Source organism: Deinococcus misasensis DSM 22328 (assembly GCF_000745915.1).
Classification (GTDB): Bacteria; Deinococcota; Deinococci; order Deinococcales; family Deinococcaceae; genus Deinococcus_C; species Deinococcus_C misasensis.
Window position 1 is genome coordinate 157,030 of record NZ_JQKG01000011.1, and the last position, 6,700, is coordinate 163,729.

General features: G+C 53.1%; 8 protein-coding genes. 1 reads left to right on the forward strand and 7 read right to left on the reverse strand.

The window, feature by feature from the left end; genetic code table 11:
* The first annotated feature begins 58 nt into the window (after positions 1–58).
* A complete protein-coding gene (locus Q371_RS09285) occupies positions 59–280 on the forward strand; it encodes a hypothetical protein (RefSeq protein WP_034339274.1) in 222 nt (73 codons plus the stop codon).
* A 228-nt stretch (positions 281–508) separates the two neighbouring features.
* Here Q371_RS09285 and Q371_RS26915 read toward each other — a convergent pair whose 3' ends face one another.
* The 7 genes from Q371_RS26915 to Q371_RS09315 form a co-directional block, all read right to left on the reverse strand.
* Positions 509–676, reverse strand: a complete 168-nt coding sequence (locus Q371_RS26915; protein ID WP_157442611.1) for a hypothetical protein — start codon at positions 674–676, stop codon at positions 509–511.
* Positions 676–1,437 (reverse strand): hypothetical protein, encoded by a 762-nt coding sequence (locus tag Q371_RS09290; protein ID WP_034339275.1) that lies wholly within the window; start codon positions 1,435–1,437, stop codon positions 676–678. Before Q371_RS09290 ends, Q371_RS26915 begins: the two co-directional genes overlap by 1 nt.
* Before the next feature lie 219 nt (positions 1,438–1,656).
* Positions 1,657–2,736, reverse strand: coding sequence for a tetratricopeptide repeat protein (locus Q371_RS09295; RefSeq protein WP_051963855.1), 1,080 nt, complete (start codon positions 2,734–2,736; stop codon positions 1,657–1,659).
* A gap of 107 nt (positions 2,737–2,843) precedes the next feature.
* Positions 2,844–3,458, reverse strand: a complete 615-nt coding sequence (locus tag Q371_RS09300; RefSeq protein WP_034339276.1) for a hypothetical protein — start codon at positions 3,456–3,458, stop codon at positions 2,844–2,846.
* A 44-nt stretch (positions 3,459–3,502) separates the two neighbouring features.
* The gene (locus tag Q371_RS09305) at positions 3,503–3,733 is read right to left on the reverse strand and encodes a hypothetical protein (protein ID WP_051963858.1); all 231 of its coding nucleotides are present in this window, start codon (positions 3,731–3,733) and stop codon (positions 3,503–3,505) included.
* Positions 3,734–3,822: 89 nt separating this feature from the next.
* Positions 3,823–6,126 (reverse strand): RelA/SpoT family protein, encoded by a 2,304-nt coding sequence (locus tag Q371_RS09310; RefSeq protein ID WP_051963861.1) that lies wholly within the window; start codon positions 6,124–6,126, stop codon positions 3,823–3,825.
* Between the two features lie 248 nt (positions 6,127–6,374).
* Positions 6,375–6,700: transposase (locus Q371_RS09315; RefSeq protein WP_034339278.1), on the reverse strand; the 326-nt coding region annotated here is incomplete at its 5' end.

Below are 6,700 nucleotides of genomic sequence, written 5' to 3' on the forward strand. Positions count from 1 at the left end.
ATCTGATAGTGTTGTTGGTGTGTATTTCGAATGCTAAAATATTCCTAAAGGAGTGACCGTGCCGAAGAAAGAAAAAAAGCGCTTGCAAGTCGTCATCTCTGAAGAGCAAGACGCACTCCTCACCAAGACTGCGTACGAACTCTCCAGTCCTGAACGCCTCATTTCCAAGAGCGAGGTGGTTCGTCTGGCGATTGAGAAAATTGCTCAGGATCTTTCCGCCGGAGACACGGAGAGCCTCAAAGAATACATTTCCACGCTCGACGATGAACACGACGACTGAGTTTGCCATCCATGGCCTTTGTCTCTTGAAGTTCAATGTCCCCAGAGGGACCTGAAGGGTGTCCGTTCACAATCAACGGATGCCCTTTTTCATTTGAGCTTTGGTCCAGTTTCAAAGTGAATCACCTGTCAGCAACCACAGATTGTGATTCGCATGACAGGTTTAAAAACCTGAGAACAGGTTAATATTGATCCCCTTTTTGCTTTGTAGGATTTCTTATTTCTGCCCTTAAGAGGACCTTTTACTCAGCTTAAGATGGACTTCAGGATCGTCGTCTGGATACATGCTGAAAGCAGGGGCACGCACCACCACCACAGAGGCCTGCTGGCGCAGTTTCTGGATGGTTTTCAAGACGGCCTCGGGTTTCTTGATTTCAGGGACAGTTTTTCGGGCCATCAGATGCCTGCCTTCAGGATGTTGGACAGCAATTTGCGCTGTTCGTAGGTGTATTCAAAACCGCGGTATTTCACCACGATCCGCTCTTTGAGGGCGTAAATTTCGCCGGACTTGTACCCTCCGGCATAAATCAGGTCCTGATCGAAATGCCCGAGCACCAGAGTGCCCCCATCCAGAAACTTGTCCATGAAGGTCTGCTCGAAGGGGATTTCTGCAACAAAGAGCACGGCATCCTGTTCTTCGAAAGGCTCTCCAAAAAAGGCACGGGCGGCTTTTTCCGAAAGGGACCAGGAAGCCAGAGACTCCTGCCACACACCAACCAGAGGCTTGTCTTCTTCTTCCCATGCTTCAGCGATGGCTTCCACAAAAGCGGTGCCTTTGACGGCCCGGTAAGCCAGAAATTTCTGGGGAAGGGGAACCTTCAGTTGCTTCGCCAGCTTTTCCCAGCGGCTTCTGCGGCTCCAGTACACCTGACTGACCACCTCATCGAGGTCATTCTGGGGGTCCAGGGCGTTCAGTGCCCTCACCCATGAACGGCGCACACTCTGGTGGGCCGCACTGTCACTGCTGCAAAGCTTTTCGGAGATCTCGCGTGCAGATGCGTAAAATCCCTTGTCCTGATACAGGTCATGGTAATACAGGTTGCCCAGCATTTTGCCAAGCTCTCTGGCTTTCTGGGGATCGGTGTTGTTGGTGTAAAACTTGCTGAGGCTTTGCTGGAAAGCCTGAAGTTTGGGATCTTTTTCGAGGGCAAAAAGCATGCGGGCTCCTGTTGCGTATGGCTTGCTCAATATAACAGAACTGAACTTACAGATGTCCTTCTGGAGTCCTGCAAATCAGCGGGCATGCAAAGCCTCCAACCTGACATCGCACCTCAAAAAGCAATCAACAGTCAGATGCCTTCCGTTTTGACTCGATGCCTCCACCTTTCCAAAAACAAATCCCTCTCTGACCAGAGAGGGATTTGCAAAACACCTGCTTTACTTTCGGTTCTTGGCCAGTTTCAGGTAATACTCGCTGCTGTCGTCCTCTGGATCGAGGGTTACGGCTTGCATGTAAGCCTGCACCGCACCAGAGTAATTTTTCTGTTCGTAGCGCACCCGTCCCAGCCATGCCCAGGCTTTCTGGTAATTGGGACTGAGGGTGGTGGCCTGTTTGAACAGGCTTTCTGCACCTTTCAGGTTTTTCTGCTGGTAGGCGGTGTAACCAGAGCGGTAGGCTTTGACGGCTTCCAGTCCATACTGGCTGGCCTCTGTGGCGTAATTGAGCCAGTAGGTGTTCTCGGGGGTCTGGCCTTCCAGTTCAGAGAGTTTCTGGTATCCGGCCAGAGCGGCTTTCACATCGCCCAGTTCAAAAGCGGTGCGGGCATAGTAACGCCAGCCTTCGGTGAACTCGGGTCCCAGTTCGGTGGTTTTCTTGAACAGGTTCAGGGCTTCGGTTTTCTGGTTTTCGCTGTAGGCACTGTATCCGCGCACAAAAGCCTGATTGACCTCCGGGCCAAATCTGGAAAGCCGGTCTCCCACATTCACAAAGTACTGGGCTTTGGAGTCGGTGGGATTGATGTCCAGCACTTCTTTCCATGCATTTTTGGCATTGGAGTAATCCCCGAGGTCCTGATAGGTTTCGGCCAGCAGGTAACGGGCTGGATAGTAATCCGGGGTGACTTCGATGGCCTGTTTGGCATATTGCAGGGCTTCTTGCAGATTGGGCTCGTTGCGATGGGCTGCGGTGAAAGCCAGATTGTGCAGGGCTTCAGAGTAACGCTTTTTCTCGTCTGCGCTCAGGTTGCCGACCTTCTGGAAGTCTTCCCATGCAGTCTTGGCTTTGATCCACCACTTCACATCGCTGTAGATGTTGGCCCGCAAACGCAAGACCTCTGGGGTTGGGGTCTGGTTTTTCAGTTCCTCAACCCGGTCCATCAGGCTTTTCCAGGTGGTGTTTCCGGTGGTTTTGGGGGCGGTTTTCAGGGCGTTCTGGTATTCGTTTTGCAGTTCAGAAAGGTTTTGCTGGGCGAATCCCTGTCCAAAAAGAAGTGCAGATGCAATCAGCCATTTTTTCATGGGTGTGGTCCTCCAGATGTTTTGAGAAAGGGCTTGTGGGAAGGGCTGGAATTGAGAAGCAAAAAGGCAGCTTTTTCAGGTGACGGGTCTCTCAGGTGACGGGTCTCTCAGGTGATGGGCAGCCCATCTGTGGAAGGCAGACGGGGAATGAATATCTCAAAGTATCCATACAAGATGAGCAGGACCAGAATGAACCCCATCAGAATCCTTTCCCAATTGATCTCTTTTTTCTCATCCTTGGGAACAGCGACAGGCACATCTTCCAGAGACATGCGTGGCAAGGGTGTGGTTTGCAGGCCGTAAATCACCTGTCCCTTGTACTCACCAAGCGGCACAAAACCCAGTTCTTGCAACTGCTGGTCGGTGATGGGGTGGTACAGGGTGACGGGCATGGGATAGGTGATGTTGTGTCCCACAGGAAGCCCTCGAATGTAGCGGATGGTCATTTGCAGGGCTTCCAGAGCATGCTCGGGTTGGTTGTGTTCTGCGTCCAGCATCAGGTGATGGATCCAGTAACTGCGGGTGTCGTTGACCCACCCGAGGGTGACCAGTCCGATCAATTTGCCTTCGCTTTTGATGCCATAAGCGAGGTATTGCAATTGGTTGGCTTGCAGCAATGCATACCAGTTGGGCGGATTGAGGTTTTCCTGTTCAGCAGGCAGTTTCAGTTGAATCAATTGTTCCCAGTTTTCCTGGGTGACAGGCGTCAGTGAAAGCGGCATACCAGAGTATACCTCAAAACTAAGCAAAGTTGAGCGTATTTAACTCAAGTTTTATTTTTCAAGCTTTGCAATTCTTCTTCCAATCGCTCAACACGGTCAATCAGGGCCACCAGCAAAATTGCATAGTGGTCATACAGTTTTGGTCTTTCCAGACGCTTTTCTCCGGCCATCCACTCGGAAAGCAGCGCTCTGGATTTCTCCAGCACCTCGTCTGAGGAGACCTCTTTCCAATTGCGGTCCTGCAGGATGGTTTTGGCAAAATTGATTTCTTTCACAGGTCCTCCTGACAAAAAAGAGAGGATGACAGGGCGTCATCCTCCAGAGCACAACACATTTTGGGACAGGCCACTGTAAGGCCAACAACTCAGGCTTTGGAAGAATGCTTGGGCGGAATCGGCATTCCACCCTTGGTGCCAGACATCCGCAACACCGTCTGGATGTCCTTGTTGCGTTTCAGGGCGTCTGCCAGCACGCTCAGGTCGTTGTTGCCACGCACGGTGGTTCTCAGGTAAATGTGGGCAATGCCTCCAGAGCCCACTCCCGCTGTCACATGCAGCACATTGCGGCGTTGCTCGGTGATCACCTGCAGCACCTCTGCAAGCAGGTTGGGTCGGTCGGTGCAGATGATGTCCAGATCCACAAGTTGCTCCACCTCATTGGAGGCAGACCAGGTGGCGTCCACACAGCGGTCTGGTTCGTCGCGCAGCAGGCGCTGCAGGTTTGGACAATCGGCGCGGTGCACGGAAACCCCACGCCCTCGGGTCAGGTAACCCATGATCTGGTCACCCACAATCGGGTTGCAACAGTGGGCCACTTTGGCGTCTGTGACCACCCCATCAATGATGATGCCCCCATCTTTCTGCTTGGGAGGGGCTTTGCGCTTGAGGGGTTGCTTGACCACAGGCTGGGTTTGTTCGGCTTCCAGTTGAGGGGCCAGCACCTTTGCCACGTTGGCAGGGTTCATGCGCCCCGAGTGGATTGCCAGATAAAGCTCGTCCGGGTTGCGGGATCCCAGCAGTTTCTCTGCCACATCTTCCAGCAACTTGGTTCGCATCAATTGACGAACCGCCAGATTGCGCTTTCTCAGGTAATTTTCCAACTGGTCGTGGCCATTTTGCAGGGCATCCTGACGCTCCTTGGTCCGGAAGAAATGCCGGATTTTGGTGCGGGCAGAACGGGTGACTGCAAAATTCATCCAGTCTTTGCTGGGGGTGGCGTTCTTGCTGGTCAGGATTTCCAGACGGTCCCCGTTTTGCAATTCGTAGTTCAGGGGAACAATCTGACCGTTGACGATGGACCCCACACAGGTGTCTCCCACCCGAGAGTGGATGTGGTAGGCAAAATCGATGGGGGTGGCCCCTTTGGGGAGATTGACGGTGTCCCCTTTGGGGGTGAACACAAACACCCGCCCGGAGAGCAAATCGTTTTTCACCGCATCAATGAAATCCGATGCGTCGGTGATTTCCTGTTGCAACTGCTCCAACTGGTTCAGCCAGTTGATTTTCTGCTCGGTGGTGGTTTTGCCTTGCTGGTCCTGCTTGTAAAGCCAGTGTGCAGCAACCCCATACTCTGCGATGTAATGCATCCGTGCAGAACGGAGTTGCACCTCGATGGGCAAACCCGAGAGGCTGATCACGGTGGTGTGCAGGCTCTGGTAACCGTTGGGTTTGGGGACTGCGATGTAATCTTTGAAACGGCCCGGAATCGGGGTCCACATGCTGTGCACAATTCCGAGGGTGTGGTAGCAGACCCGTTTTTCCCGGCCCAACTCGGCCATCTCAAGCGCCCTCTGGTACTCCTCTGCGGAATCGAAATTGATTTCGCTGGCGGTCACTGGTTTGGGGGTCAGGATCACCCGGATGGCCAGCAAATCAAAAATCTGCTCCAGAGACTTGTGCTCGTGGACCATCTTGTTGTGGATCGAATACAGGTGCTTGCTGCGGCCTGAAATCTCGATTTTGATCACCCAGCGGGTCAATTCCAGATCGTCGCCAAGGGTGAATTTGATCTGCTCGATGGCCTTCTGGATGTGGTTCTCGCGCTCAGATTTGCGCATGTTGAGCGCACCCACCAGGCTCTCAAACTCTTCAGGGAAGAGGTACTTGAAACACAGGTCTTCCAGTTCCCACTTGATCTGCCCGATCCCCAGACGGTGGGCCAGAGGAGCAAAAATCTCCAGTGTTTCTCTGGAGATCCGCTTTTGCTTGTGTTCGGGCATGCTGCCAAGGGTGCGCATGTTGTGGAGGCGATCCGCAAGCTTCACAATGATGATGCGCAGGTCGCCGGTCATGGCCATCAGCATCTGGCGCAGGTTTTCGGCCTGCTCGTCTTGCAGGTTCTTGGAAAGCTTGGTCAGTTTGGAGACTTTGGTTTCGCCTTCCACGATTTTGCGCACATCGTGACCAAACGCCTCTTCAAGTTCCTCAAAAGTCACATCGGTGTCTTCGACAGTGTCGTGCAAAAGGCCCGCACAGACCCCATCGGCATCCATTTTGAGTTCGGCCAGAATCATGGCGACCGCCACAGGATGGGTGATGTAGGGTTCGCCACTCTTGCGGTTCATGCCCCTGTGGGCCTTTTCGGCCAGCACAAAAGCACGGTCCACCTTCTGGCGTTCTTCGTCAGTGAGATAGTCAAGAGCATGAACGAGTTCTTCGTAACCGTACATCCAACACCTGCCCGGCAAAAACCGCTGATTTTGCGCCTGTCTGTGCACTCTGGCAAGGACAGGACACACTGAGATGACATTGTATAGGGTTTTTGATGGGGTGACCAGTGTTGTCTGAAGGGCTACGCCCTGCCGAGGGTATAGGGCACAGGTCCGAGGGCACAGGTCCGAGGGCAAAAGAAAGCTTTGGCCAAAGCAATGAAGGGCGAGGCACGCCTCGCCCCTACAGACGTTTCCCTAGTGCATGATCACGAAAGAGGTTGTGCAAGGGGCTCCAATTTTGGACACGCATAATAAGCGCAGACCCGAGACTCCAATTCCTTCGCCGAAAGCAAGCCCTGAGCAGGTATCACCGCCCGTTTGCCATGTAGCCATTTCGGTTCGATGGGATTCAGCCAGGGGCTTCTTTTCGGCAGCAAACCACTCAAAATCCGCACTCCACCTGATGCTTTTGCCTCACGGTTGTACTGCTTGATCCAGAAGATGACCTGTTTGCTGATATGCCAACTGGCGTTGTCCCACACCAGCAACAAAGCCTTTTTACCCTGCTTGCCCAGTTCCTGAGTGACCCACT

Bases quoted from the DNA above. Each gene is read 5' to 3' on its own strand.
- Q371_RS26915 (WP_157442611.1), bottom strand. From the start codon at position 676: ATGGCCCGAAAAACTGTCCCTGAAATCAAGAAACCCGAGGCCGTCTTG.
- Q371_RS09295 (WP_051963855.1), bottom strand. From the start codon at position 2,736: ATGAAAAAATGGCTGATTGCATCTGCACTTCTTTTTGGACAGGGATTC.
- Q371_RS09300 (WP_034339276.1), bottom strand. From the start codon at position 3,458: ATGCCGCTTTCACTGACGCCTGTCACCCAGGAAAACTGGGAACAATTG.
- Q371_RS09310 (WP_051963861.1), bottom strand. From the start codon at position 6,126: ATGTACGGTTACGAAGAACTCGTTCATGCTCTTGACTATCTCACTGAC.
- Q371_RS09290 (WP_034339275.1), bottom strand. From the start codon at position 1,437: ATGCTTTTTGCCCTCGAAAAAGATCCCAAACTTCAGGCTTTCCAGCAA.